Origin of the sequence: Photobacterium chitinilyticum, from assembly GCF_004104355.1 — a bacterium.
GTDB classification, from domain to species: domain Bacteria; phylum Pseudomonadota; class Gammaproteobacteria; order Enterobacterales; family Vibrionaceae; genus Photobacterium; species Photobacterium chitinilyticum.
This window is the reverse complement of record NZ_RJLM01000001.1, coordinates 653,200-679,082: the sequence shown is the minus strand read 5'-3', so window position 1 is coordinate 679,082 and position 25,883 is coordinate 653,200. Positions and strand designations below refer to the sequence as shown.

General features: G+C 46.8%; 19 protein-coding genes and 1 pseudogene. 15 read left to right on the top strand and 5 right to left on the bottom strand.

The annotated features are described in order from the left end of the window. Window positions 1-265 precede the first annotated feature (265 nt). The 4 genes from EDI28_RS02885 (at window position 266) to pstB (ending at window position 3,746) form a co-directional block, all read left to right on the top strand. Complete coding sequence (locus EDI28_RS02885) at window positions 266-1,084, top strand: phosphate ABC transporter substrate-binding protein (RefSeq protein WP_128782321.1); 819 nt, start codon at window positions 266-268, stop codon at window positions 1,082-1,084. A gap of 111 nt (window positions 1,085-1,195) precedes the next feature. Continuing rightward, window positions 1,196-2,107: a phosphate ABC transporter permease subunit PstC gene (gene pstC, locus EDI28_RS02880; protein WP_128782320.1), complete on the top strand. Its 912-nt coding sequence runs from the start codon at window positions 1,196-1,198 to the stop codon at window positions 2,105-2,107. Between the two features lie 5 nt (window positions 2,108-2,112). After that, a complete protein-coding gene (gene pstA / locus EDI28_RS02875) occupies window positions 2,113-2,979 on the top strand; it encodes a phosphate ABC transporter permease PstA (protein WP_128782319.1) in 867 nt (288 codons plus the stop codon). 17 nt (window positions 2,980-2,996) lie between these two features. Beyond that, on the top strand, window positions 2,997-3,746 hold the full coding sequence (pstB, locus tag EDI28_RS02870; protein WP_128782318.1) for a phosphate ABC transporter ATP-binding protein PstB: 750 nt from the start codon (window positions 2,997-2,999) through the stop codon (window positions 3,744-3,746). A gap of 712 nt (window positions 3,747-4,458) precedes the next feature. Here pstB and EDI28_RS02865 read toward each other — a convergent pair. Further along, window positions 4,459-5,388 carry a LysR family transcriptional regulator gene (locus EDI28_RS02865; protein ID WP_128782317.1) on the bottom strand — a complete coding sequence of 310 codons (930 nt, stop codon included), beginning with the start codon at window positions 5,386-5,388 and terminating at the stop codon, window positions 4,459-4,461. 158 nt (window positions 5,389-5,546) lie between these two features. Between EDI28_RS02865 and EDI28_RS02860 the strand changes: the two genes are divergently transcribed. From EDI28_RS02860 to EDI28_RS02840, 5 genes are all read left to right on the top strand, one after another. Next, window positions 5,547-6,686: an efflux RND transporter periplasmic adaptor subunit gene (locus EDI28_RS02860; protein WP_128782316.1), complete on the top strand. Its 1,140-nt coding sequence runs from the start codon at window positions 5,547-5,549 to the stop codon at window positions 6,684-6,686. A 3-nt stretch (window positions 6,687-6,689) separates the two neighbouring features. Continuing rightward, complete coding sequence (locus EDI28_RS02855) at window positions 6,690-9,788, top strand: efflux RND transporter permease subunit (protein ID WP_128782315.1); 3,099 nt, start codon at window positions 6,690-6,692, stop codon at window positions 9,786-9,788. 316 nt (window positions 9,789-10,104) lie between these two features. Continuing rightward, on the top strand, window positions 10,105-10,482 hold the full coding sequence (locus EDI28_RS02850; protein WP_128782314.1) for a hypothetical protein: 378 nt from the start codon (window positions 10,105-10,107) through the stop codon (window positions 10,480-10,482). 83 nt (window positions 10,483-10,565) lie between these two features. Further along, window positions 10,566-12,185 (top strand): mechanosensitive ion channel family protein, encoded by a 1,620-nt coding sequence (locus tag EDI28_RS02845; protein WP_128782966.1) that lies wholly within the window; start codon window positions 10,566-10,568, stop codon window positions 12,183-12,185. A gap of 357 nt (window positions 12,186-12,542) precedes the next feature. After that, a complete protein-coding gene (locus EDI28_RS02840; RefSeq protein ID WP_128782313.1) occupies window positions 12,543-12,980 on the top strand; it encodes an META domain-containing protein in 438 nt (145 codons plus the stop codon). Window positions 12,981-13,025: 45 nt separating this feature from the next. On the opposite strand, the gene metE is transcribed toward EDI28_RS02840, so the two are convergent. Then, window positions 13,026-15,362, bottom strand: coding sequence for a 5-methyltetrahydropteroyltriglutamate--homocysteine S-methyltransferase (metE, locus tag EDI28_RS02835; protein WP_128782312.1), 2,337 nt, complete (start codon window positions 15,360-15,362; stop codon window positions 13,026-13,028). Between the two features lie 274 nt (window positions 15,363-15,636). Between metE and metR the strand changes: the two genes are divergently transcribed. Then, entirely contained in the window at window positions 15,637-16,548 is a 912-nt protein-coding gene (metR, locus tag EDI28_RS02830) for an HTH-type transcriptional regulator MetR (protein ID WP_128782965.1), read from the top strand. A 29-nt stretch (window positions 16,549-16,577) separates the two neighbouring features. Here the strand turns inward: metR and EDI28_RS02825 are convergent, their stop codons facing one another. Further along, the gene (locus EDI28_RS02825) at window positions 16,578-16,766 is read right to left on the bottom strand and encodes a DUF4250 domain-containing protein (protein WP_128782311.1); all 189 of its coding nucleotides are present in this window, start codon (window positions 16,764-16,766) and stop codon (window positions 16,578-16,580) included. A 129-nt stretch (window positions 16,767-16,895) separates the two neighbouring features. Beyond that, window positions 16,896-17,567, bottom strand: a complete 672-nt coding sequence (locus EDI28_RS02820) for an HI_1241 family integral membrane domain (RefSeq protein ID WP_128782964.1) — start codon at window positions 17,565-17,567, stop codon at window positions 16,896-16,898. A 223-nt stretch (window positions 17,568-17,790) separates the two neighbouring features. Between EDI28_RS02820 and EDI28_RS27615 the strand changes: the two are divergent. The 5 genes and pseudogenes from EDI28_RS27615 to EDI28_RS02795 form a co-directional block, all read left to right on the top strand. After that, window positions 17,791-17,967 (top strand): annotated as a pseudogene (locus tag EDI28_RS27615) (GGDEF domain-containing protein); the annotation flags it as partial. A 218-nt stretch (window positions 17,968-18,185) separates the two neighbouring features. Beyond that, on the top strand, window positions 18,186-19,886 hold the full coding sequence (gene glpA, locus EDI28_RS02810) for an anaerobic glycerol-3-phosphate dehydrogenase subunit A (RefSeq protein ID WP_128782310.1): 1,701 nt from the start codon (window positions 18,186-18,188) through the stop codon (window positions 19,884-19,886). Next, window positions 19,876-21,204: a glycerol-3-phosphate dehydrogenase subunit GlpB gene (glpB, locus tag EDI28_RS02805; protein ID WP_128782309.1), complete on the top strand. Its 1,329-nt coding sequence runs from the start codon at window positions 19,876-19,878 to the stop codon at window positions 21,202-21,204. The genes glpA and glpB overlap by 11 nt, the downstream gene beginning before the upstream one ends. Then, window positions 21,201-22,412 carry an anaerobic glycerol-3-phosphate dehydrogenase subunit GlpC gene (glpC, locus tag EDI28_RS02800; protein ID WP_128782308.1) on the top strand — a complete coding sequence of 404 codons (1,212 nt, stop codon included), beginning with the start codon at window positions 21,201-21,203 and terminating at the stop codon, window positions 22,410-22,412. The genes glpB and glpC overlap by 4 nt, the downstream gene beginning before the upstream one ends. 257 nt (window positions 22,413-22,669) lie before the next feature. After that, window positions 22,670-24,556, top strand: a complete 1,887-nt coding sequence (locus tag EDI28_RS02795) for a methyl-accepting chemotaxis protein (RefSeq protein ID WP_128782307.1) — start codon at window positions 22,670-22,672, stop codon at window positions 24,554-24,556. Between the two features lie 17 nt (window positions 24,557-24,573). Here EDI28_RS02795 and EDI28_RS02790 read toward each other — a convergent pair whose 3' ends face one another. Next, window positions 24,574-25,779, bottom strand: a complete 1,206-nt coding sequence (locus EDI28_RS02790; protein WP_128782306.1) for an MFS transporter — start codon at window positions 25,777-25,779, stop codon at window positions 24,574-24,576. Window positions 25,780-25,883: the final 104 nt, after the last annotated feature.

Below are 25,883 nucleotides of genomic sequence, written 5' to 3'. Positions count from 1 at the left end.
CCCAAAAAGATAGACCTGCGTCACAAAAAAATAGCAAAAGCAATGCAACCACACGCATAATGTGGCCATTTCCTATAAGAGAGACATATGGCACAGTGCCAAATAAGCTCCTTTCGTTATATTTTTTATACCTATTAAGCATTTATGACTATCGTCATAGAGTGTTCAAACTTCTGAAACATGATTGTCATAAAACTCTCCTAATCTTGGCTTCGTTCATTCAAACCTATTGGCAATAAGGCCAAGCTTTTTAAGGATTAGGAAAATGAAAACACAGGTTATTGGTGCACTAGCCCTAGCAGGTTCAATGGTATTCAACACTGCGGTAGCAAATGAGACTATTTCTGTTGTAGGCTCAAGCTCCGTATCACCAATCATGGAGGTTCTTGGTGAAACCTATGCTCAATCCAATAATGTGACCATCGAGGTTCAGGGACCTGGCTCTTCTGCTGGTGTACGTGCTGCACATGATGGTTCATCTGATCTTGGTATGAGCTCACGTAACCTTAAGTCTTCTGAAAAAGCAGACAACATTAAAGAAGTTGTTATTGCCCGCGATGGTATTGCCGTTGTCGTTCACAACAACAACTCAGTCTCAGACCTCTCTAAAGAAGACGTTGCTAAAATCTACAAAGGCGAAATCACTAACTGGAATCAGGTTGGTGGCGAAAACAAGCCAATCGTTGTTGCAACACGTGATACTGCATCTGGAACACGTGGTGCATTCGAAGACATCATGAAGCTGAAGAAGAAAATCAACGGCATTAAAGTTTCTGCCATCTCTCAGCGGGCGCAGGTTGCCAGCGGCAACGGCCAGCTAAAAACAATTGTCGCCAACAACCCGTTTGCTATCGGTTACATCTCACTGGGCTCAGTTGACGGCTCAGTGAAACCTCTGGCTATCGACAACCACCAGCCATCTGTTGAAGCCATTAAATCAGGTGAATACGGGGTACAACGCCCATTCCTCGTTGTGTACAAGGAAGGTCGCCCGTCTAAGTCGGCACTTGAATTCCTTGCATGGGTTAAGAGCCCTGAAGCTCAGAAAATCGTTGCTAACAAAGGTTTCATCTCAGTTAAGTAATAACACTGAATGTTTTTGTCCGGTCAGCGTCATAACGACGATGGCCGGTCTTTATTGATTCCTCGGTATTTGAACAAGCCTTTTGCTTGATCAGTATCTGGAGTAAACACTATGACCATCGCAAATAATATAGAAAACCCAACCAAAGGATCTTCGCTAAAAGCCAAAGATAAAATCGACTGGCGCGAAATATTCTTTAAATACCTATTTTTGAGCAGTGCTGCCCTAGGTATTTTATCTCTTATTACTATCGGCTATTTCATCTTCCGCGAAGGTTACGCCGCCATCGAACATTCAGGCATTAGCGGTATCGTTTTAGGTACTGACTGGTTGCCACCAGCGCTATACGGCATCGCTCCGATGATAGTAGCCTCTGTCGTCTCAACGGCAGGCGCAGTTGTTATCGGTGTGCCAATCGGTGTACTCACCGCTATTTTCATTGCTGAAGTCGCGCCGAAGCGCCTTGCAGATATTATTCGCCCAATGATTGAATTACTGGCTGGCATCCCGTCTGTGGTTTACGGTTTCTTCGGTCTGGTTATCATCGTTCCGCTGATTCAAGACTTCTTCGCCGTTCCTGCCGGAAACACCGTACTAGCAGGAATCATTGTTCTGGCAATCATGATATTGCCAACGGTTATCACGGTTTCTGAAACCTCTATTCGTGCTGTACCGCGTACCTACAAAGAAGGCTCTTTGGCGCTGGGGGCATCACATATGTTTACTATCTTCAAATTACTCGTACCTGCTGCTCGCTCAGGCATCATGACCGGTGTCATTCTTGGTGTCGCTCGCGCCCTTGGTGAAACCATGGCCATCATCATGGTAATGGGTAACTCCCCCGCCATGCCTGAAGGCCTGCTTGAATCGGCACGAACACTGACAGCGAATATCGCTATTGAAATGTCATATGCAACCGGCATTCACGCAAGTGCGCTTTACGCAACAGGTATTGTCTTGCTTGTCTTCATCATGATGCTAAATGCCGCACTTCTTTATCTGAACCGTGAGCGTGCGAGGTAATCACCATGACTTTAAAAGCTACCAATGCTGCCAAGCAGCAATTGAAAGATAAAATTTCTCTGGGTGTTATCTGGCTGTCTGCCGGTATCACGGTTGGTTTTCTACTGTGGGTTGTCTGGTACATCCTGAGCAATGGCCTGTCACACGTAGACTGGACATTTATTTCCAGCAACTACACCACTATTGGTCAGGAGTCCGGTATTTGGCCAATGATTGTATCAACCCTATATATGGTTGCCGCCTCTATCGCCGTGGCGGCACCACTGGGTATCATGACGGCTATTTATTTGACTGAATATGCCAAAGTCGGTAGCAAGCTAGTGAAAGTCATTCGCTTTTGTACCGAGTCATTAGCGGGTATTCCGTCAATTATCTACGGCCTGTTCGGTATGACCTTCTTTGTGGTTGTACTTGGCTTTGGCTACTCGATACTGTCGGGGGCTCTGACTCTTAGTATTTTAATTCTTCCGGTAATTATCCGTACAACAGAAGAAGCATTAATGGCTGTACCACAAACCTACCGTGAAGGTTCTTACGGTTTGGGAGCCTCTAAAATCTACACCATCTGGAGACTTATTCTGCCAAGCGCGATGCCGGGTATTGTCACCTCCATCATCCTCAGCGTAGGTCGTGTAATCGGTGAATCAGCACCGGTATTCATGACAGCAGGTATGGTTGCCCGTATTCCAGAGAGCATGCTTGACTCTGGTCGAACGCTAACCGTCCACCTGTATAAGCTAACGCAGGAGCTCTACACCATTCATGAATGGAATCAGGCGTATGCAACCGCCACCGTTCTGATTGTAATAGTTCTTGTAATTAACATGCTTACCAAATTGATTGCCAGCCGATTCAACACTGCGACTTACTAATTTTGAGGAAGAGAGCAATGAATAAATTCAATATCAAAAACCTAAACCTTTTCTACGGGGAAAATCAGGCATTGAAGCAAATCTGCCTGCCGATCCCTAACCGTCAGGTAACAGCACTCATTGGTCCGTCGGGCTGTGGCAAATCTACCCTCCTTCGCTGCCTGAACCGCATGAACGACCTTATCGAAGGCGTTAAAATTAACGGCCAGCTAAGCATGGATAACGAAGATGTCTATGGCAACGTCGATGTTGCGCAGCTTCGTATCAAAGTGGGCATGGTATTCCAAAAACCAAACCCGTTCCCGATGAGCATCTATGAAAACGTCGCTTACGGCCTACGTGCCCAGGGGATCACCGACAAGAAACGCCTTGATGAAGTGGTCGAAAAATCACTGCGCGGCGCAGCGCTGTGGGACGAAGTCAAAGACCGCCTCAAATCACACGCATTTGGTCTGTCTGGTGGCCAGCAGCAGCGTCTATGTATTGCCCGTACCATTGCGATGGAGCCGGAAGTGATCCTGATGGATGAGCCGACCTCGGCGCTGGATCCAATTGCAACCAAGAAAATTGAAGATCTGATGGAGTCGCTAAAGAAAGACTTCACCATAGTAATCGTTACCCACTCTATGCAGCAGGCCAGACGTATTTCTGATCGTACCGCCTTCTTCTTGATGGGCGAACTGGTCGAGCACGACGATACACATGCATTATTTAACAGCCCACGCGATGATCGCACCCGCGGCTACGTAAATGGCGACTTCGGCTAAGCGAGCAAACAACAACACTTCCTCAGCTCGCGGCCATATAAGCGAATAATAAAAAGCGATGGTACTATTGCCCCCTTCTTGTAAGGGGGCTTTTTTGTTTATTTGCAAAAAAAAACGATTATCGAATACAGTCACCCAATTTCCACGAAAATATAACTGTAGGTATAAAAATAATTCGATTTAATGTGAGTGTTGTTTTATATTTACAGTTGTTATCTATATGGCATATGCCTTATTACTTGATGAGATCTGCATGTTGACTTATTAATATCGTCATATTAAACCTGTTGAGCATCAGATTCACTTTGATGTATGATCTTGTAATAAAATCACAGATTAATAATATATCCATATGATAAATTGCAATTGCATTCATAAAGAAAGAGTTAAACGTACTTTTTGGCAACGATTATTTATTAAATCGATTTACCGATGTAAAAATTGCGGTAAGATATTTAAGGTATGAATAAAGATACAACATTAATTCAGTCGAATATAAAATCTAAATCTCAGGCAATTTTAGCAAACACAAGAAAGCATTTTTTAAAAAGATATGACGTAATTCGTTTAAATAACAATCACAATGCACTTGGCAATAAAGGCGTCAAAGAGACAATAGACACCTCCACATGATAGCCAAAGAGACATAACCAGTAATGACTACTCCAACAAGGTTATCCTACCAAGGATGGAGTATCACTACCCTAAAGTATCAAATTGACATTCCGCGGATGTCCCCTTCTATATTTTGACAAATGCCTATTTGCTCGGCTTCCGTAAGCATATGATCAATGAAGGTGCGTACCGTCAGCGAAAGGTACTTACGAGACGGATAAACCAGCCAACCATAACTCATCGACGGCTCAATATCTGCAAAGAGCCTAACCAACATTCCCCTCTCGATATAATAATCAGCCAACGGCTCCGGTAGCAAAATAATACCGCGATCTTGCAGACATGCCTCTACAATCAGCGGAACACTGTTCATGATCAGGTTACCAGAACCTTCGATGATCTTATCTTGGCCCAAAGGCATCTTGGTATACAGATGACCATTGGGATAACGAAAACGAATGAAGTTATGATTTATCATATCTTCAGGTTTTTTGGGCATACCATTCTTAGCTATATAACTTGGTGTTGCATAGTAACCAAATGATGCGGATAAGAACGGGCGGGCAATTAAGCTTGAATCTTCCAGCTTATCACCAATACGAAATGCTACATCTATATGGTTTTCAATTAAATCTGTCTCAACCGAACCGGTAATAATTTCCACTGTCACTTTCGGGTATAAATCCATAAACTTAAAAATCGCCCTACCGAGATCAATAATACCCGGTAACGGCAGGATCTGGACCCGTAAATGCCCTGACAATTCATAAGTAGGCGCCGTGATCTCCTGAATGCTCAATTCAAGTTCATCCAGAATTAATTTGGTCCGCTCGTAGAATTTCTCGCCGGCTTCAGTGAGCTGCATCGAGCGATTGTGGCGATGAAAAAGCTGAATTTGGAGCTCCTCTTCCAGCGATTTAATCCGTCGGCTGAGATTCGACTTTGGCAAATCAAAGATTTCAGAGGCGCGAATAAGACTTCCTGCGTCCACAATTTGATGGAATAACTTAATATCTTCCGTTTTCATCTCTCACCTGAGTGTTCAGAAACTGTAACTATTGTAAAGGCAATTAATGCCTATATCAGTTGCAAAAAACAGAACCTCTATTTCCGAAAAGTTTGGTTTTTTGCAACACTAGCAAAGGTTATAGTTTTCCGTGAGTTATAACAACAGGAAATACCATAATGAAACCGGCATCACTCAGCCTGCTTGCAATTTTGCTCTCCACCGTATTGACGGGATGTGACGACGCAGAAAGTGCAATCCAACAATCAGCCGTCGTCCGCCCAGTCAAACTCATGACAATCGACGACAGCGTATCGCAGCAAATACGTATCTTCCCCGCTAAAATTGCCGCAAGCCAACAAGCTGATCTGGCTTTTCGTATTAATGGCGAGCTGGTGAAGCTGGGACTAACCGAAGGTCAGCACGTGACAAAAGGTCAGTTACTTGCCCAACTTGATGACCGCGATGCTAAAAATGCATTATTAAATGCAGAAGCGAATCATGACTTAGCTGATGTTGACTTCAAGCGAAAGCAGGAACTCTACAAGCGCCAGCTGATCTCAAAAGCTGATTTTGATACAGCCAAGGCAACACTGAAATCTGCTAAGGCGTCCCTGTATTCAGCCCGGGATCAGCTTGCCTATACCCGTCTGGAAGCACCGTTCTCTGGAACAGTTGCCAAAGTGAACCTGGATAATCATCAAATGATCCAGGCAACCCAGGTCGTTCTGACACTGCAGGGAAACAATCAGATTGATGTGCGGATCCAAGTTCCGGAATCTCTATTGCTGACGCTTAAGAATGTCTCTTTCGACGAAGCATTCAAGCCGACAGTACGTTTTCACGCCCCTCAGACTCTGGCGCTAAAAAACGGCTTTACTCCAACGCTAACAACAGCAGATCAACAAGGTGCCTACCCGGTGCAATATAAAGAACACGCCAGCACGGTTAGTCCAGGAAGCCAAACCTATGAGGTTGTGTTCAGTCTTACGCCCCCTGAAAACCTGAATATTCTGCCGGGAATGAGCGCCGAATTACTGCTTGATATGTCTAAAGTCAACACATCCGGGCAGGCCATTACAGTATTGCCACTCACTGCGATTATGCGCAGTGACGACACAGGTGAAACCAATGTGTGGCGCTATCACTCTGACAACAGCACACTTGAACCCGTATCAGTAATACTCGGGCAGGTCCGTGCAAACGGTATTGAAATCTTATCTGGATTAGAGCTCGGCGATGAAGTGGTTGCCGTCGGAGCTACTGCAGTCAAACCCAACATGGAAGTTAAACCTCTTCGCTGGGAACGAGGCGTTTAATTGATGAATGTTGCACACTACAGTATTAATAATAAAGTAATCAGCTGGATGTTCGTGCTGCTGATGTTGATTGGCGGCGCGGTATCATTTACCGGCCTTGGACAGTTAGAGTTTCCCGAATTTACGCTTAAGAATGCTCTGGTAATCACCCCTTACCCAGGAGCCTCTCCCGAACAGGTCGAAGAAGAAGTCACCCTGTCGCTTGAAGATGCCATTCAGCAAATGCCCCAGATCAAGCATATTACCTCGATTAACAATGCAGGCCTTTCTCAAATCGAAGTCGAGATGAAAGAGCAGTACGATGCCAGTGAGCTTCCACAAATTTGGGACGAACTTCGCCGCAAGGTTAACGACACTGTCGCCAATTTGCCCCCCGGCACCATGCAGCCGCAGATCATTGACGACTTTTCTGATGTATTTGGCATTTTGCTGAATATTCAGGGCGAGGGTTATAGCTACCGAGAGCTGGAAAACTACGCCAATTATCTGCGACGTGAGCTGGTTCTCATCCAAGGCGTCAAGAAGGTCTCTGTCGTAGGCGCACCAGAAGAACAAGTCGTTGTTGAAATCAGCCAACAAAAACTCTCTGCACTGGGGCTTGACCAGAACTACATCTACAGTCAGATCCAAAACCAGAACGTCGTCTCCAACGCCGGTAAGATCCGTATAGGTGATGGCCGGATCCGTATTCACCCAACCGGTGAGTTCGATGACGTATCAGAAATGAATCGCTTGCTGGTAAGCCCTCCAGGCAGTGCCAACTTGGTCTATCTGGGTGATATTGCCACTGTTTATAAAACAACAACAGAAACGCCAACCCTGCTTTATCACAACATGGGACATAATGCGCTGTCATTGGGGATCTCATTCACCGCTGGCGTCAACGTTGTTGATGTGTCCAACGCTATTTCAGCCAAAATTACCGAGCTGGAATCACAGCTGCCGTTAGGCATGAACCTGAATACCGTTTATGACCAAGGTGCTGTTGTTGATGTCTCTGTCACTGGCTTTCTAATCAACCTAGCTGAATCTGTCGCGATTGTTATTGTAGTTCTGTTGGTATTTATGGGACTACGTTCAGGGTTGTTGATGGGGGCGGTGCTGTTACTTACCATTTTCGGCACCTTCATCGTAATGAATGTTCTGGGGATCCAGCTTCAGATCATCTCGCTCGGCGCACTGATCATCGCACTCGGTATGCTGGTTGATAACGCCATTGTTGTTACCGAAGGGATCTTAATTGGTATCCAGCGAGGCCAAACGCGTTACGAAGCTGCCGGACAGGTGGTAAAACAAACCCAGTGGCCGCTGCTCGGTGCGACGATCATTGCTATCATTGCCTTTGCACCCATTGGCCTGTCTCAAGATGCTACCGGTGAATTTTGTGCATCTCTATTTCAGGTATTGTTAATCTCGCTGTTTATCAGCTGGATCACAGCCATCACTATCACACCGTTCTTCTGTCACCTGTTGTTCAAGGACGGCAAGAGCAGTGGCGAACCGCAAGAACTTTATCAAGGCTGGTTCTTCAACCTCTATCGAGGCTTGCTGTCGGCAGCAATGCGATTTAGAGTTGCCAGTCTTACTCTGGTTATTGCAATGCTCGTAGCTGCTATTATCGGCATGGGTCATGTGAAGAATGTGTTCTTCCCGCCATCAAGTACTCCGATTTTCTTTGTTGATATCTGGCTTCCGGAAGGAACAGATATTCGCGGTACGGAAAATTTCGTCTCAACAGTCGAGCGCGATATTCTGAACTACGAACAAGAAAACAAAGTGGGACTGAAAAACCTGACATCGGTCATTGGTCAAGGGGCGCAGCGATTCGTTCTTCCCTATGTGCCGGAAAAAGGCTATGACGCCTATGGCCAGCTCATTATTGAAATGGATAGCCTGGAAGCGCAAAACGCAAACATGCCGAAGCTAACAGCGCACCTTCGCGAAAGCTACCCAGAAGCCGAGTTCAGAGTGAAGTTCTTAGAGAACGGCCCTTCACCAGCGGCCAAAATTGAAGCACGTTTTTATGGTGAAGATCCTAAAATTCTCCGTCAGCTCGCCCATCAGGCAGAACAAATCTTCCTGGCTGAACCAACGGCAGAGAATATCCGTCACAACTGGCGTAATCAGGTAACGGTTGTTCGACCGCAGATGAACTTTGCCCAATCTCGCGAAGTCGGGATCAGCAAGCAAGATCTCGATACGGCACTGCTGATCAACTTCAGCGGCAAAGCTATCGGTACCTACCGTGAGCAATCGCATCTAATGCCGATACTGGCCCGAGCACCCGAGCAGGAGCGACTCGATGCAAACAGCTTACTGAAGCTGCAAGTCTGGAGCGGTGAAAACAACACCTTCGTTCCTGTTACCCAGTTAGTTTCTTCGTTCGATACCGAATGGGAAAACCCTATCATCATGCGTCGTGACCGTAAGCGGATGCTGACTGTATTAGCCGACCCGATTCTTGGAAGCGGCGAAACGGCCGATTCAGTTCACCGGAAAATACGGGGCAAAATCGAAGCCATCAAGCTTCCGGATGGATACACCTTGGAATGGGGCGGAGAATACGAGACATCACGTGACGCACAGGCAAGCATTTTCAGCTCACTACCTTTGGGCTATCTGGCAATGTTCCTGATCACGGTAGTGTTGTTCAACTCTGTTAGGCAGCCTTTGGTAATTTGGTTCAATGTGCCACTTGCGATTATTGGTATAGCATCAGGCCTATTGCTACTTGATGCACCACTGAGCTTTATGGCGATACTCGGCATGCTTAGCCTAAGCGGCATGATCATAAAAAACGGTATTGTTTTGGTTGATCAAATCAACGCCGAGATTCAATCAGGAAAACACCCCTACGACGCAGTATTTGACTCTTCTGTCAGCCGTGTAAGGCCGGTTGGTATGGCAGCAATTACCACCATGCTCGGCATGATCCCGCTTCTGTTTGACCCATTCTTTGTGGCGATGGCAGTAACGATCATCTTCGGCTTAGGATTTGCTACGCTACTGACACTGGTTGTGCTGCCCGTCAGCTATACCCTGATATTCCGCATTCCAACTGAGACGACACAATCAGTTCAGGAGAATCCAGCCACCGCATAATTTATGCAAATAGTGCGCTAAAGAGTACGGTGAATAGCACTGTAAAAAAGTACTAACTTGTGTGTTCATTTAACACGCTTTACACCCAAGCCACTCGTTTACTTGGGTTCATTACTCTCGCGACTTTGCCCATACCTCTTACTCCTTCGAGTAAAGAGTGTATGGGCTTTTTTAGTCCCATCATTTGACCTTATGCTGACATTATTCCTAAAACGCATCCCTAATATAAAAACACTGTTTTCAAAGTCATCATTATTGACTATTTTTAACATGCACATGGACGACTTTTATTTTCGCTGAATTATAGGGTGATGTTATGCAGAGATGTAAAGAGTTCAAGCAGGCAACGACATGGATTAACCTACTAACCAAACTTGAGAAGCAGCCTAGGTTAGTCGGCATCCTACAGTCATCAACATCTCTTGCCAAACAGCTCATCTCATGCTGCCAGAACCAAAACCTCATGTCGTTCTGCAAAACAAAAGGGGCCGAACAACAACTCATGGCCGAGACCATTGCGGTTTCTGCCTGTGACACTCTCATCTGCGACCGCCAGCATTATAATGATCTAATCTACATTTTGAGCCTCCGCCACCAACCTATGACGGTTATCCTTAATCAGGAGAATTACATGCCAGACTGGTGCTGGCAGCTTCCCCAGCACCAGTTTTTATGTCAACAAGACATAATCTGATATTGGGTATCATGCCTCAACAGTTTCGGCTCTTGGCCTGATTAACCTCTTTTATAAATCAGGTAGCAAGAGTGAACAGTAACATGCGCATACTGATGATCATCCTGTTATTCATCTCATCTGTCGTGGTGGCTGAACAACATAAAGAACAAACACAACAACTAGCATCACTCGAAAAGGAGATAGCCGCACTCCACCAGGAGTCTCTCACCAAAACTGGCTCAGCAAGAAGTGTTGTTGAAATGCAACTGCTCAACAAAAATGACGAACTACGCAGCGTCATCAAGAGCTTAATCGACAACCGTACAGATGAAACCGTTACAGTACTGCTGAAATACGTAAATCAGCAGGTCATTTTCATTTCACAGGCCTCTGAGTTTCTTGAGGAAAAAATTACTGCTGAAGAAATAATGCTCGACGAGGCAGTACAGGAAGAAAAGTTATCGGTACAAAATACACTCGATGATGCCCGCCGATTCTATACCCGATTGCTGGCTGAGCAGTGGATAAATTACGAATGGCTTGAACTACTTGACTCTCCGGATCCCAGTAGTGCTGACGCTCTCACTGATGACATCAGCCACCGGCTTGAGTTCATGTCTGCTTCACTCTCCTTCAATAACCAACAAGAAGCACTGTTGCTCAAACAATTGAAGACTGCATCCGAAGGCGAAAAGCCCTCGGTTCAGCTTGAACACCTTTTAGCTCAGAGAAATATAGCCAGTGATATCGAAAACCTAAAATTTCTCGTCGAGCTGGCCGACACAATGGAGATAGAGACCACCCAATACACCCAGCAAATTTTCGAAGTAACCGGAGAGCTGACCGACGAGCTGCTAAAACCTAAAGTGCTCATTTCCTTATTTTCCAGTTGGATAAAAAACGTTGTCCAATGGCTTATCGACAATACCCCTCAAGTCCTGTTCAAGCTGTTTATTTTCGCCTTTATTATTTTTATCTTCCGGATCTTAAAAAAGCTCACACGGAAAATGGTGACCAGGGCGGTATCATCACCTAACCTGCGAATGTCTCAACTGATGCAGGACTTCTTTATCTCGATGAGCGGCAAAGGAGTCTTCATCATTGGCCTTCTGATCGCCCTGTCGCAAATTGGCCTCAACTTGGCTCCTATACTGACCGGTTTCGGGGTTGCCGGAGTGATCATCGGCTTCGCTCTTCAAGATACCCTGTCCAACTTTGCCTCTGGCATGATGCTATTGATCTATAGGCCTTTTGACGTCGGCGACTTTGTCGAGGCCGGTGGCGTTTCCGGCAAAGTGAGCCATATGAGCTTGGTCAGCACCACAATCAAGACTTTTGACAACCAGATCATGATTGTTCCTAACAGTAAAATATGGGGCGATACCATCAAAAACGTCACCCATGAACGTGTCCGCCGGGTTGATATGGTATTCGGAATTGGCTACAGCGACAGTGTCGAACACGCCGAGCGGGTACTGAACGACATCATTAATGCACATCCGGCAATACTGCGCTCACCGGAAAAAACTATCAAGTTACAAACCCTGAACACCTCATCAGTCGACTTCATTGTTCGCCCCTGGGTGAAAACAGAAGACTACTGGGATGTCTATTGGGACATTACCCGTGAAGTAAAAATTCGCTTTGACAAAGAGGGGCTATCCATCCCCTTTCCTCAGCAAGATGTGCATCTGCATGTGGTCGATAAAAAGAAGGAGTAATTGATGAAAACCGAATGTCATACAGTCAATTATCAAGCAAACTAATATCACCTACTTATTGGGCATATATTAATTGTTACAAAGCGCAAAAATGACATTGCCTTAACAGAAATCAAGGTTACATTTGGCAAACTATTGTCTATAAATAACATGCTGAGATTAATGAGTAGCCATAAGGTCACTATTTTTCAATCGATAAATGTTACGAAGTGTTCACGAAGATGAACTCTTGCTCGTTATTAAAGTCACAACAATAATAAACGGCGTACAATCGGTAATATAAGCGATTAACCTAATATTCAGGAAACTTATGTTCGAATGGGCGCAGTATAATAAATAAACTCCGGGAACCATATTATGAGAAAGCGTTTTTTAACAATTTTAGCCTTACCCGTTATTCTTGCAGCTTGTGCTGCCAACAATAGCAGCACTTCACAGGTCATCGCCGAAGCCGATCTGGCAACCCATAACTGGGTATTAACCAAAGTCGATAACAAAACCGTTGATTTACCGGAGCCGTTCAAAGCGCCAAACCTTGAGCTAAGCACTGACTTTTCTGCCAATGGTCATTCTGGCTGCAACCGTTACTTTGGTCAGGCAGAACTAAAAGACGGTAAGCTACGCGTAGAAAAAATGGGGATGACTATGATGGCCTGCCCAGAGCCAGCGATGGAAATGGAACGGGTAATGAGCAGCACCCTAATGGAATGGAGCGATGCCAACATTACCGGCAATGAGCTGACGCTTACAAATGCTGACCATACTCTCACTTTTAAACGTACAGAAACCCAATAACAGAGAAAAGAGCGCAAATTGCGCTCTTTTTTAATTACAGACAGGCTAAACCGCTTTCGCCTGCCATTGTTCTCTGAGCGCCTTAGCCGCCGCCACCAAACTGCGTAATGCTGCTTCAGTTTCTTCCCAGTTACGGGTTTTTAATCCGCAGTCTGGGTTAATCCACAAGCGTTCTGTAGGAATGAGTGTTTCGGCTTTTTCTACCAGCTGAGTAATATGCTCGACATCCGGGATATTCGGCGAGTGGATATCGTACACACCCGGGCCTATCTCATTCGGATAGTCAAACTCTTCAAACGCTTTCAGCAGCTCCATATCCGAACGCGACGTTTCGATGGTGATCACATCGGCATCCAGCGCAGCAACAGATTCTATAATGTCGTTGAACTCGCTATAACACATGTGGGTATGGATCTGGGTTTGCGGATCAGCACTGGCTGCTGAGATCTTAAACGCATTCACCGCCCATTTCAGATACGCCTGCCACTGCGACGCTTTAAGTGGCAGACCTTCGCGAATAGCAGGCTCATCTATTTGAATAACCTTAATGCCAGCAGATTGAAGATCGGTAACTTCATCTCGCAGTGCCAGTGCAATCTGGTTCGCCACTTCTTCACGAGTCAAGTCTTCACGCGGGAAGGTCCAACCGAGGATAGTAACCGGCCCGGTTAGCATGCCCTTCACCAGTTTCTTCGTCAGTGACTGGGCATAGCTTGTCCAGTCTACTGTCATTGGTTTGGCCCGGTAGATATCAGAAACAATCACCGCCGGTTTAACACAGCGAGAACCATAACTTTGTACCCAGCCAAAACGAGTTACCGCAAAACCTTCCAATAACTCGGCAAAATATTCCACCATGTCGTTACGTTCAGCTTCACCATGAACCAAAACATCAAGATCAAGTTTTTGCTGACGCTCAATCGCATCGGCGATATGGCCTTGAAGCGCCGTATTGTATTCGGCTTCTGTTAGTCGGCCAGCCTTAAAATCTCGTCGCTGGGCACGGATCTCATTGGTCTGCGGGAACGAGCCAATCGTCGTCGTTGGTAGCAGTGGCAAATTAAGTGCAGCGCGTTGCTGTCTTGCTCGCTCGGCGTATGGAGCCTTTCTCTCTGCCAATGCAGGCGTAATTGCCAGGGTACGCTGGCGCACTTCAGCATTGTTCACCAACTTACTTGTTGCACGGGCCTTAATCGGCGCGCTGTAGTGCAGGCACTCCTGCAGAGCTAATTCGCTGCCATCAAGAGCCTGAGCAAGCAAGGTCACTTCACGGCATTTTTGCTTGGCAAATGACAACCACTGACGTACCTCGGGCTTGATCTCAGTTTCCAAATCCAAATCAATCGGGCTATGCAGGAGAGAACAAGAACTCGCCAACCACAGACGAGATCCTAGTTGCTCCTTAACGGGTTGCAAGGTAGTCAGTAGCTGAGCCAGATCAGCACGCCACACATTACGACCATTAATGACGCCGGCTGAAAGTACCCAATCTTGAGGCAAAGCAGCCACTACATCACTCAGCTGCTCAGGCGAAGCTGACAGGTCAATGTGCAAACCATCCACTTTCAGCGAGACAATTTTTTCCAAATGGTGAGTAATGTTGTCAAAGTACGTGGTCAGCAGTAACTTCGTACTGCCATTTAACACTTGGTAAGCCAGCTTGAATGACTCAGCCCACTCCTTCGGCAACTCTAGGGTTAATACCGGCTCATCAATTTGCACCCATTCAACGCCAAGTCCAGCCAGCTTGCCGAGGATCTGCTGGTAGGCTGTCAACAATCGAGGCAGTAATGACAGACGGTCGAAACCAGCATCTTTTTCTTTACCAAGCCACAGATAAGATATAGGCCCAAGTAATACAGGTTTCACCTCATGACCAGATTTTTTAGCTTCTGCCACTTCCTCGAATAACTGCAGCCAACTAATATTGAACTGATCATCGGCACTAAATTCCGGCACGATGTAATGATAGTTGGTGTTAAACCACTTAGTCATGTCCGAGGCAGCACAAGCACACCCTGTCGGAGCCTTGCCACGGGCAACACGGAATAAGGTATCGAGATCAGGAAAGCCGTTATTATGGCGCTTAGGAATGTGGCCCAACAGCATACTGGTGCTCAGTACATGATCGTACCAAGCAAAATCTCCTACTGAAACATAGTCCAAACCAGCACCGACCTGATCGCCCCAGTGGCGGTGGCGCAGCAAACTGCCGACTTCTTTTAGCTCGTTCTGCTCGATTTCGCCTCGCCAGTATTTTTCCTGGGCAAATTTCAGCTCTCGCTGGCTGCCTACACGTGGATAACCAAGAATGTGGGTCGTTGTTTTATCTAAGGTCGAAGTTTTATTCGAGGCCAATGTTTTATTAGAATTCGTTGTCATTTTGCAGTCTCTCTCATGCTGGTAACTGTCGATGACTAAACAATGGCTTAACCGATAAACATGAACAATTTCTTATCATTCACATTGATTATGAGAAAAATTAATAATGAAAAGTTCTCATTCATCACACTTCATTTAGACGTCTAGATGTTTACACCGCTTAAGTTAGCAGGTACATTGGCGTTATCAACTCATCCGGCAGCTATCTGAAATTGGCTGTATTTCAATGGATAAAAAGGATGAGTATTTTGCGACAGGGACGGTAAAAGAAGCCATGATTGAAATTAAACACCTAAGAACATTATCGGTACTACGGGATACCGGCTCGCTGACAGCAACAGCCAACACCCTATGCCTGACACAATCCGCCCTATCCCACCAGTTGAAAGATCTAGAGCAGCGGCTTGGCGGCCAGCTATTTTTAAGAAAAACCCGACCGGTAAAATTCACCGCCGAGGGCGAGATTCTCCTCCGGTTGGCAGACGACTTGATCCCTCGTATTTCTAAGGCCGAACATGAGCTTGCCAGTTTGAAAGAAGATGCCCATGGTCGCTTACATATGGCCATCGAATGCCATTCCTGCTTCCAATGGTTAATGCCTGCTCTGAAGGAATATCAGATCCATTGGCCTAGCGTGACATTGGATTTTTCTTCTGGTTTCGGTTTCGAGCCGCTGCCGGCGTTGAGTGCCGGTGAGCTCGATCTCGTGATCACCTCCGACATCCAGGCCCGTAGTGAAGTCCATTTCGAGCCACTGTTCGACTTTGAAATGCGATTGATCGTTTCGCCGCAATCACCACTGGCTAATAAAGACTATATATCTCCGGAAGACCTAGCCGATCAGACCATGCTCAGCTACCCGGTTCAAAAAGGACGATTAGATGTCGTAAAACACTTTTTGCAACCGGCAGAGATAGAGCCTCAGAACTGGAAGCAAGCGGACAATACCTTGATGCTGGTACAAATGGTGTCGGCTGGATTGGGCGTTGCGGCACTACCAAACTGGGCAATCTATGACTTTGCCCGTCAAGGCTTAATTGTTAGCAAACCGCTTGGAGATGGGTTGTGGCGACGACTGTTTGCCGCTATTCGAGCTTCCGAGCGGGAAAGGCACTACCTGCAAGCCTTCTTTGCAACAGCCAAGCAGCAATGCCAGACCCACCTAGAGGGAATTAAAAGCGCCTGATGTTCAGGTAATTACATAGTATTACGCTTTTATTTAAATTGATTAGAGATGGGATCGTAGTGATAACCCAGCGCTTCCATCTTATCGTTCAACTCATCGGTATCCAGCTCGTAACGGCTAACCAGCTCTTCTATTGTCGAGCATTCCAAGCGGAGCCTTTCGTTCACAATACCAAGAACGATAGTGCCATCCATATTTAATAGATTACTAATTTCCATACTCACCCCTTAGATCACCTGCATCGGTAACAGTGCCTGTATCTAAAGATAAGCATAGCCATTCTCCGGTAGCCTGCTACAAAAAGCCCTTCCAATCGGAAGGGCTTTTTCGCTTATGTGACTGTGAGCTTAGAATAATGCCAGCTGCATACTCCCCGACGCCACCAGCAACAAAGAAGCCACCAATAACTGCCAGCGATTTACTGTCTTAGTCAGCAGAATATGTCCAGCCCAAACAAGCAGCGCCAATACCAGTAACACCAACGAACCGACAACATCAGAAATCATCGATTGTAGAGTTGACTCATCCATACCAGTAAATAACCACAGCATCAGCAGCACGCTGATAATTGCACTGATAAATCCGGTAAAAGGTAAGATTCGGTGAAAAGCCTGCAAACGAGTGCGAGCTTGAGTCAGCAGCAAATGAGCCAGGGAGCTGCCAAACAGTGCCACAGCCATGAAACTCAGGCCAATTTGAGGAATATTCATTGCCGGCAGCAATAGCAACCAGCTAAGCATCGCCAAAACATCTGCAGTATAGAGAGCTTTCAACGGGCCCGCATTACGTGTTTTCCCCGTTTTGACCTTGAAGGTGAAAAACCCCAGTGTCAGTAATGGTAGCAAGGCTACCGGATGGCTAATAACAGCAACAACCCAGCCAACCAAAATTACAGGCAACATTTTGTGCACCCTGCCACGCTGGCCCGGACATATCTCCCCCTTGGTTAACACCAAAGTAAAAATCAATTGCGCACCCAACAAAGCGGGGATCAGAAACGTCAAATAACCTGTAAACATGCTCAAACTTGTATCAATAAAAATGAGGAGGGATCATAGCAAGTTCACTGATTGATTGCACAATCAAGTCCGCAGTAAAAAAGCCTGACGGTAAATTTTCCAACCAAAATTAGGTTACCCATTAATAAATTCATCCAATCACATTAGAAATACCAATCAATATACAGGTTCAAGGTCGCTGCTTGTTTATTTACAATAACCAAATTCAACAGCCAGCAAACTACAAATCACCGCTTGTATCGGAATCTCAACGTTCTCTGATGGCGATACACTATCATCTATGATTGAACGAGCAGATCGCGCGTTATATGAATGCAAGGATTCTGGTCGTGATTGCTGTCGCTTCCACCCTGTAGGCTTCCAATACCAAGGCAATGAGCGCCGCAGAACATTTGCCTGATCTTCTCGTCTTTCTCCCTTGCCAAAAGAGCCTATTGGCTCTTTTTTTGTGTGGTTTTCACTCAATCAAACCAGTTATAGCGCGAACGAATGCTCGTTCGCTCATTTATGTGTATTAGATCAAATAATACCCGCAACAAAAGTGGCATATTTATTCCTATAAGATAGGGAATCAAACAGTTCCTGAGTAACTTACCAAAACAATAAGCGAAAACGAACATGACTAGTTGGTTTGAAACAGACGTTGTTATCATCGGTGGGGGCGCAACCGGCACGGGCATCATGCGAGACTGCGCGTTACGAGGGATGGCGTGTATTCTGGTTGAAAGGGATGACCTTGCTTCGGGCACGACCGGCCGCAACCACGGCCTACTCCATTCAGGCGCTCGTTATGCCGTTACGGATCAAGAATCCGCTGAAGAATGTATTCAAGAAAACCGGATACTAAAAAAAATTGCCCGCCACTGCGTTGAAGATACGCAAGGGCTGTTCATCTCACTGCCGGACGATGATCTCGACTTTCAGAAAACTTTTCTGTCGTCCTGCCAGCGAGCTGATATCGATGTCGAACAGTTAACGCCGCAGGAGGCATTGCGCCTCGAGCCCAATTGTAACCCCGACCTCATTGGTGCCGTCAAAGTACCTGACGGAACGCTGGATCCGTTTCGCCTTGCCGCCTCCAACGTACTCGATGCCGTCGAGCATGGTGCCCGTCTGTTCAACCACACAACTGTTACCGGACTGATCCGAGACGGACATACCGTGAAGGGCGTCAATTGCCTGAACATGAAAACTGGCGAGCATTTTGCTGTTCACGCCAAGCAGGTAGTCAATGCCGCCGGAATCTGGGGTCAGCAGATCTGCGAATATGGCGATCTGAATATTAAGATGTTCCCGGCAAAAGGATCACTTCTGATCCTCGATTACCGTATCAACAATCTGGTGATAAACCGCTGCCGTAAACCGTCGGATGCCGATATCTTGGTACCCGGTGACACCATATCTCTGATCGGAACCACATCAGAGCGCATTGATTATGACAAAATCGACGATTTACACGTAACCAGCAGAGAAATCGACGTACTACTCGAGGAAGGTGCCAAGCTCGCGCCTATTATGGCCAACACCCGAGTGCTTCGGGCCTATGCCGGCGTACGTCCTCTGGTTGCTGTCGATGGCGATACCAGTGGCCGTAACATCAGCCGTGGCATCGTACTGCTTGACCACGCCGAACGTGATGGCATGGATGGCTTTATTACCATTACAGGTGGCAAGCTGATGACTTACCGCATGATGGCAGAATGGACCACAGATCTGGTTGCCAAAAAGCTGGGTAACTCACAACGCTGTATCACCCATGAAAAGCCCCTTCCCGGCTCGGAGCAAGCTACCGAGAAAACCAAAAAAACAGCTAGCTTGGCGAAACCCGTTTATCAATCAGCCTATTACCGCCACGGCGAACGAGCAGAGAAGTTCCTCAAGGGTGACAAGAAGAGTCAGGCCGTTATCTGCGAATGCGAAATGGTGACCTGTGGCGAAGTGGAATACGCCATTAAAGAACTCGATGTCCATAACCTTATTGACCTACGCCGCCGTACCCGTGTTGGGATGGGACCTTGCCAAGGTGAACTCTGCTCCTACCGCGCAGCAGGCTTATTCTCGGAATATGGCAAAACATCCGGCACCGAAGCAAGCCACTTGTTAGGTGAATTCCTTGAAGAACGTTGGAAAGGTATCAAACCCGTATTCTGGGGAGATGCACTACGTGAAGGTGAGTTTACCTACTGGATCTATGAAGGCTTGTTTGGTGTCAGTGATCTCCCTGAACAACAAGTGATAGCTTCAACAAATCAAACACTCAGTTCCACAACGAATACCACAACCAGCGAAACATCAGACGAGGTCGAGCATGAAATTTGATAGCATAATTATTGGTGGTGGTGTTGCAGGCCTAAGTTGTGCGATCCGCTGTGCCGAGGCCGGTTTAAAAACCACGGTTATCGCTGCTGGCCAGAGTGCACTGCACTTTTCATCAGGCTCTATCGACGTATTGAGCCGTTTGCCTGATGGACAGCCGGTGGCTAATCCCTTCGAAGCCTTTAATTCTCTGAAGAGCCAAAGCCCAGAGCATCCCTACAGCAAGTTAGGTGAGCAAGCAACACGTGACGCACTGGCCTGGTACCAGGCTATGATGGATGAGCGTGGCGTATACCTGACAGCACAAAACGATGATTCGAATCATCTACGTGTCACACCGATGGGAACATTCCGTTCGACATGGCTATCACAGCAAACGGTACACCAGTTCCCACTGTCTGACGTGGCGCAAGGATTAGACGCCGTCGCTCTTGTCACTATTGATGGTTTCCGCGACTTTCAACCCAAGTTGGCTGCCGATAATCTAGCAAAACTTCCTCAGTTTAAAGGTGTAACCATCAAAACAGCAGCCGTCGAACTGCCCGATTTCGACACCATGCAGCGCAACCCCTGCGAATTCCGCTCAATAGATCTGTCTCGGGTTCTGCGTGATGAAACCAAGCTCCATGCCTTCGCCAAGTCAATGATCCACCAAGTCGGCAAGGTTGATCTTGTCATTCTACCTGCAATATTCGGTAATGGTGACGGCGCTGCCACCATAAAACTTCTTGAAGGTTTAACTGGTTATAAAATTTGTGAAATCCCGACAATGCCACCTTCCCTACTCGGCATCCGTCTCGAGGAAGCAATGAAATCCCACTTCAAGGCACTGGGCGGCCTGATCCTTGCCGGTGACGAAGTACGACGTGGTGATTTCGAAAACGGTGAACTAAAGCGTATTTACACCAAAAACCACCTCGATATGCCACTCATCGCAGACCATTTTCTGATCGCCAGCGGCAGTTTCTTCAGCCGCGGTATGAGTGCCCAGCGACACAGCATTGAAGAGCCAATCTTCGGGCTTGATATGACTGATCTCCCACACCGCGATCACTGGTATCAACCTGAATTCTTTGCCAAGCAAAGTCATCCGTTTCTCAAAATGGGGGTGACTTGCAACTCACAGTTACAGCCATCCCTCCACAACCAGACGATCAGCAATCTTTACTGTGCCGGCGCCCTACTCGCACATTATGATCCGGTCTTCGAAGGCTGCGGCAGCGGTGTTGCCATCAGCACCGGCCATTATGTCGCCGAGCAGATGATTAAAGCGCAACGCCAAACAACAGATGACAAACAACAAGAAAGGACTTTCGCATGAGCCTTCTAAAAAAAGACACCAGCTTTGATCAATGTATCAAGTGCACTGTATGTACAGTTTATTGCCCTGTCGCAAAAGCAAACCCGCAATACCCTGGCCCCAAGCAATGTGGTCCAGATGGCGAGCGCCTGCGCATTAAAAGCCCTGAGTTTTATGATGAAACACTGAAGCTGTGTACCAACTGCAAACGTTGTGAAACCGCCTGCCCTTCCGGGGTAAAAATCGGTGACATGATCGCCGTTGCTCGTGACGAGCATGCAAAGATGCCATTGAACATCAAAACAATCCGTGATTTTGTTCTCAGCCATACGGATTTAATGGGTACTGCAGCGACACCATTTGCTCCCGTCGTCAATGCCATTACGGGTATGAAGCCGGTCAAAAAAATCATGCACAAAACCATCGGAGTGCATGATCATAAGAGCCTGCCCAAATACTCTCACGGTACTTTCCGCCGTTGGTACAAACAAAACTGTACCAGCCAGGCCCTGTACCCGCAGCAGGTTCACTACTTTCATGGCTGCTATGTAAACTACAACAACCCTCAGCTCGGCAAAGACTTTGTCAAAGTGATGAATGCGATGAGCATTGGTGTCCAGTTGCTCGATAAAGAAAAGTGTTGTGGTGTACCGCTGATCGCCAATGGCTTTTTTGATAAAGCGAAGAAAAATGCCAAGCTGAACGTAAAGAACTTTACCGATGCCATTGAAAAATATGACGCACCAATCATCTCTACCTCGTCAACTTGTTCATTTACGCTCCGGGAAGAATACCCCGAGGTATTGAAAGTAGATAACAGCCAGGTAGCCGACAAGCTAGAGTTTGTTACTCGCTTCCTGCTAAAAAGCTTCATGAATGGCAATGTTCCCAAGATGAAGCCAATCAATAAAAAGGTGGTCTATCACACGCCCTGCCACCTAGAACGTACCGGTGGCAGCCTGTATACCATTGAACTGCTCAAGATGATCCCGGGCCTGGAGCTCGTCGTCTTGGACAGCCAGTGTTGTGGCCTTGCCGGGACTTATGGCTTCAAAACTGAAAACTATGACACTTCAATGGCTATCGGTAGCAAACTATTCAAGCAAATTCGCAGTGAAAATGCTGACTTCGCCATTACCGACTGTGAAACCTGCAAATGGCAGATTGAAGAAAATACCGACCTTGAGACCATTCACCCCGTCTCTGTATTAGCCATGGCTATCGCATAAATTAAAAAGGGCCGAATAGGCCCTTTCTTCTTTTTATTACAAAATTCCTGATATAGATCCTATAGTTATTTATGTGCCAGAAGAAAAGCCGTCAATGCTGTCCGAATTAATGGACGATGGAGAAAGCGAAATTCAGGGAAGCATCAGGATACCTATCCTATAGCTGAAGTATGCAGTAGCTAGCGCTGGTAACAGCCGATAGCAGCCCTCTGGAGGCCCGTGTGGACACGGTGCCTATATAACTAAGGGAGTAAATAATGCGCATACTGTCTGTTCAGACTATCAAAGCAAAGCTATACCTCATCAGCTTCATCCTTGTCGTCTCGATGCTTGCTTTCGGCTTTTTTGAAATGGTCTCTTTCAGGAAAATTGATAATTTACAGTTTGCTGCGCAAGAAACCGCACACAGTAAAGCTGACTTGCTGAAACTGCGCCGCCATGAAAAAGACTTCCTTGCCCGGCTCGATGTCAAATACATCAAGCAATTCAATGCTGACCAAGTAGCGCTGACCGATCGCATAAACCGAGTCAAAGAAATCCTTCGTCAGTACAGTAACCAGCACGAGAACAGCTTTGACTATGCTCTAGAGGTGCTTGATCAGTACTCGACCCAATTTAATGTTATTACCGATCAAAGCATCCTGATAGGTCTGACGATGAAAGACGGGGTGCGCGGCAATATCAATAATGCCGCAAATATCGCTGAAGAGAAAATACTAGCAACAGGTGACGAACAACTCTACCGCATGCTGCTCAACCTCAGGCGCAACGAAAAAGACTTCATCATCACCAATAAACCTGAGCACCTGACATACTTCAATAACAACCTCGACACCCTGCAGCAGACGCTAAGAGACAAGCCCTACAGTCGTACTGAACAAAAAGGACTTAGACGAAGCCTGATCATGTATCAAATGATGTTTGAAGAACTGGTTGAGGGCTACACCACTATCGGTCTCACATTCACCGAGGGACTATACGGTGAACTCAGAAAAAAAGTCCACGTGGTAGAAAATGAAATTGACAGGCTTGAGCTTGCAATCGTAAATGATATCAATAACCAGCAGCAGCAAGAAAAACTCACATTAGTTATCAGCGGTGTAGTACTAACCCTGCTGATGACGCTAGTCTTACTTGCGTTCAGCCGCCAAATCACAAAGCGCCTATCGACTGTTAACCACATGATGAAAGACATTGCAGAAGGCAACGGTGATTTAACAGTCAGAATGAATGACAGCGGACATGATGAGCTAGCTGAACTCAGCCATTCCTTCGACAAGTTCACTTCCAAGCTACAATCGATTATTACCGATATCGCTGGCATATCGCAGCAAGTATCTAGTGCTGCCGCCGAGTCAACCTCTGCATCTGATCACAGTTTGGAAAACGCTGAGCAGCAACAGGCTGAATCTTCCAATGTCGCCGCTGCAATCAATCAGCTGTTAGCCACCAGCAGTGAAATCGCCAGCAATATCAATGATGCGGCCAACTCTGCTGAAAAAGTGAAACTAGAGGCTCAGAGCAGCCTTCAAACCAGTCAGCAGGCCGGTGAATGTATCCAGGCACTGGCCACGGATATTGCCGAATCACAAACACTTATTGAGCGCCTTGAAACAGAAAGTAACAACATCAACAAAGTGATAGCCGTGATCCGTGATATTACCGAGCAAACCAACCTGCTGGCTCTCAATGCCGCCATTGAGGCTGCGCGAGCAGGAGACCATGGCCGAGGCTTTGCCGTTGTTGCGGATGAAGTCCGCCAGCTTGCGCAGCGTACACATAGCTCTACCCAGGAAATAGAGCACACCATAGAGCGGCTGCACACCGGTGTAGAAGAGAGCGTGGCCATTATGCAAAAGAGTCAATCACAGACAGAGCTAACCGTCACCCAAACCAATCAGGCAACAGATTCTGTCAACCGCATCGTGGAAGCAATTACTGAAATTTCTGATAAGAACCTGCAGATAGCCTCGGCATCGGAGCAACAAACTATGGTTTCAGCAGAAATAGATAAGAACATCACGCGTATTTCGGAGCTGGCGATAAATACCGCATCAGCCGTTAACCAATCATCAAAAGCCAGCCAAGGCGTCTCCGTCATGGCCGAGCAGCTTGATGACGTTGTCGGCCAGTTCAAATTCTAGATAAACTCGAACTTTCCTCAAGCCGCAGGCTGCCCCCCTTCGACTGCGGCTTTTTCTTTATTCATTAACTGCAAACATAGCAAGTAGATCACACCATAAAATACCATACCGCCGACGAGCACAGCTGGCCACGCACCATATTGCCAGCAGGCAATCAAGTAGAATCCCCCAAGGCTGCCACCGACATAATAGTGGACGAGATACAACGCGGTGGCCGTCGCTTTGGCTATGGTCGCTTTCTGACTCACCCAGGCGTAAGCCAGTGAATGAGTAAAAAAGGCTCCCGAGCTTATGAGTATGAGGCCGAGCATCATCGCAGGAATCGCCTCTATAGCAGCGACCCATAGTCCAACCACACTAACCGTTGTCCCAATGATCATTCCGGTGATAGGGTTATGTGTCTGGCTCCATCTACCACTGAACTTGGCGCTCAGGGTACCACTGAGATAACATAAGAAAATCATAGAGGCCCAGCTGACCGGCACCGAATAAGGCTCAGCGACCAAGCGAAAGCCCATCACCGTGTAAAGGTTAACGAACAAAGCAAAATTCACCCCGCCGATCATCATCGCATACCACAGAACGGGCTTTCGCAGGTGCTGGAGCACACTCTGGGAATGCATTCTCAGTTGGCCTTTTCTGGCAACAAAATGTTGCTGCGGGGGCAGCAGTTTCCAAACAAGCAAGGCAACCACCAAACTGAACAGCGCCATACTGATCACCGCGGTTTGCCATCCCCAGTGATCTGAAATAAATCCCCCCGACAAACGACCGACAATGCCTCCGAGCGAGTTAGCGCTGATATAACCGCCCACGGCAACCATTAAGGCTCTTGGCGTAAACTCTTCAGCCATATAGGCAACAGCGACAGCGGCAAACCCGGCCAATGCCGCCCCCATACAAGCCCGTGCGAGGCTCAGCATGAACAAATCATCAGCCCCTAGCATCAATAACCCTACAATTGGTAGTAAAAACAGACTAATGAGCATTACCCGGCGACGGCCTATGATTTCCGAGCCAACCGCCCAGGGCACCAACATGACTGCCAGTGACAACGTACCTGCCGCCAACAACCAATTGACTTCTGCCGCGCTGGCAGAAAACTCATTGGCCATCAACGGCAGCATTGGCTGAAACAAATAGAGATTGCAAAACACCAGGAAGGATCCCAAAGCAAGGGCAAAACTTGCTCGTTTATAAGCGGGGGTTTTTAAATCAATCATTGCGCGACAGCCATACCGTTGAAGACTAATTATTCGAGAACTATTAAAACGGTAGCAATTCAAGTGTAATAATGAAAATATATTAAAAATATAGAGATGATAAA

Bases quoted from the DNA above. Each gene is read 5' to 3' on its own strand.
- EDI28_RS02885 (WP_128782321.1), top strand. From the start codon at position 266: ATGAAAACACAGGTTATTGGTGCACTAGCCCTAGCAGGTTCAATGGTA.
- pstC (WP_128782320.1), top strand. From the start codon at position 1,196: ATGACCATCGCAAATAATATAGAAAACCCAACCAAAGGATCTTCGCTA.
- pstA (WP_128782319.1), top strand. From the start codon at position 2,113: ATGACTTTAAAAGCTACCAATGCTGCCAAGCAGCAATTGAAAGATAAA.
- pstB (WP_128782318.1), top strand. From the start codon at position 2,997: ATGAATAAATTCAATATCAAAAACCTAAACCTTTTCTACGGGGAAAAT.
- EDI28_RS02865 (WP_128782317.1), bottom strand. From the start codon at position 5,388: ATGAAAACGGAAGATATTAAGTTATTCCATCAAATTGTGGACGCAGGA.
- EDI28_RS02860 (WP_128782316.1), top strand. From the start codon at position 5,547: ATGAAACCGGCATCACTCAGCCTGCTTGCAATTTTGCTCTCCACCGTA.
- EDI28_RS02855 (WP_128782315.1), top strand. From the start codon at position 6,690: ATGAATGTTGCACACTACAGTATTAATAATAAAGTAATCAGCTGGATG.
- EDI28_RS02850 (WP_128782314.1), top strand. From the start codon at position 10,105: ATGCAGAGATGTAAAGAGTTCAAGCAGGCAACGACATGGATTAACCTA.
- EDI28_RS02845 (WP_128782966.1), top strand. From the start codon at position 10,566: ATGCGCATACTGATGATCATCCTGTTATTCATCTCATCTGTCGTGGTG.
- EDI28_RS02840 (WP_128782313.1), top strand. From the start codon at position 12,543: ATGAGAAAGCGTTTTTTAACAATTTTAGCCTTACCCGTTATTCTTGCA.
- metE (WP_128782312.1), bottom strand. From the start codon at position 15,362: ATGACAACGAATTCTAATAAAACATTGGCCTCGAATAAAACTTCGACC.
- metR (WP_128782965.1), top strand. From the start codon at position 15,637: ATGATTGAAATTAAACACCTAAGAACATTATCGGTACTACGGGATACC.
- EDI28_RS02825 (WP_128782311.1), bottom strand. From the start codon at position 16,766: ATGGAAATTAGTAATCTATTAAATATGGATGGCACTATCGTTCTTGGT.
- EDI28_RS02820 (WP_128782964.1), bottom strand. From the start codon at position 17,567: ATGTTTACAGGTTATTTGACGTTTCTGATCCCCGCTTTGTTGGGTGCG.
- glpA (WP_128782310.1), top strand. From the start codon at position 18,186: ATGACTAGTTGGTTTGAAACAGACGTTGTTATCATCGGTGGGGGCGCA.
- glpB (WP_128782309.1), top strand. From the start codon at position 19,876: ATGAAATTTGATAGCATAATTATTGGTGGTGGTGTTGCAGGCCTAAGT.
- glpC (WP_128782308.1), top strand. From the start codon at position 21,201: ATGAGCCTTCTAAAAAAAGACACCAGCTTTGATCAATGTATCAAGTGC.
- EDI28_RS02795 (WP_128782307.1), top strand. From the start codon at position 22,670: ATGCGCATACTGTCTGTTCAGACTATCAAAGCAAAGCTATACCTCATC.
- EDI28_RS02790 (WP_128782306.1), bottom strand. From the start codon at position 25,779: ATGATTGATTTAAAAACCCCCGCTTATAAACGAGCAAGTTTTGCCCTT.